The organism is Gordonia sp. CNJ-863, from assembly GCF_001942325.1.
In the GTDB taxonomy this organism is placed as follows: Bacteria; Actinomycetota; Actinomycetes; order Mycobacteriales; family Mycobacteriaceae; genus Gordonia; species Gordonia alkanivorans.
The window spans coordinates 1-1129 of sequence record NZ_MKKG01000087.1; the positions used below are offsets into that span (position 1 = coordinate 1).

Annotated in this window: 2 protein-coding genes and 1 pseudogene; all 3 read right to left on the reverse strand. The window is 65.0% G+C overall.

Going from position 1 to position 1129, the window contains the following annotated elements; translation table 11 throughout:
* Nucleotides 1-199 (reverse strand): annotated as a pseudogene (locus BJF87_RS23760) (heat-shock protein HtpX); the annotation flags it as partial.
* 39 nt (nucleotides 200-238) lie between these two features.
* Complete coding sequence (locus BJF87_RS23765) at nucleotides 239-922, reverse strand: arsenate reductase ArsC (protein ID WP_075864041.1); 684 nt, start codon at nucleotides 920-922, stop codon at nucleotides 239-241.
* On the reverse strand, nucleotides 915-1129 hold a 215-nt coding region (locus BJF87_RS23770), incomplete at its 5' end, for an arsenic resistance protein (RefSeq protein WP_396246879.1). The genes BJF87_RS23770 and BJF87_RS23765, both read right to left, overlap by 8 nt.

Sequence of the window (1129 nt, forward strand, 5' to 3'; positions counted from 1 at the left end):
GTGACTGTGCCGAGATGTCGATACCGACTTCAGCCATCGCCTCGACAGCGGCGGGGTTGATCGAGTCGGCAGGTGCGGATCCGGCGGAGCGGACCTCGACGCTGTCCCGGCCGAGAGCGGTCAGGAAACCGGCGGCCATCTGCGATCGGCCGGCATTGTGGACGCACACGAACAGCACGCTAGGTCGAGAGGAAGGCATGAGACAGTCCCTTTCAGCTGTGGAGGAATGCTCGGAAAGTCACACATGGTTGGCCGTGAGCTCGGCAAGGAGCTCACGAACCCGGGCGTCAAGGTCATCGCGGATCGCGCGAACCTCGCCAAGTGGACGGCCTTCGGGATCGGAGACCGTCCAATCGAGATACCGCTTGCCGGGATAGATCGGGCACGCGTCGCCGCAGCCCATGGCTACGACCACGTCGGCGGCGGCGACTACATCGTCGGTGAGCGGTTTGGGGTACTGCGTGCCCAAGTCGACGCCGATCTCGGTCATTGCTTCGACGACGGTCGGGTTGATCGAGTGCGCGGGGGCTGACCCGGCGGAGCGCACGTGTACCCGACCTGTGGCGTGGTGGGTCAACAATCCGGCGGCCATCTGCGAGCGGCCGGCGTTCTGCACGCAGACGAACAGAACTTCGGGCACATCCTTGGGCGCCGATCCATCGACCTGGGCCAGGGCGCGTAATCGATCAGCCGCGAACCGGCCCGCCAAGGTCGTCAGATGCGCATGTACCCGGGAGGTGCGCCGTAACGCGGTGTAGGACTCGAAAACACAGCGTTCCACCGTCTGCCGAGACACCACCCCCTCGTACTTGGCGGCCAAGTCAGCTGCGGTACGGGCGAGCACGGTATGCGGCATCAGCAGCTCGGGCTGCGCGCGGTGTTCGCCGCGACTCAGCTGTTCGTCCAACACATTCTCAGACATCGCGAACAGCCTCCTTCGATACATCTGGGCTGGAGGCGGTCGTCGGACTGGTGAAGCGTTTCCGCAACGCCAGAGACACATAGACCAGCGCGACGAGGACGGGGACCTCGATGAGTGGGCCGATGACTCCGGCAAGAGCCTGACCGGAGGTCGCACCATAGGTCGCGATCGCGACGGCGATGGCGAGCTCGAAGTTGTTGCCGGCGG

Coding starts and splice junctions, on each gene's coding strand:
- BJF87_RS23765 (WP_075864041.1), bottom strand. CDS start 922: ATGTCTGAGAATGTGTTGGACGAACAGCTGAGTCGCGGCGAACACCGC.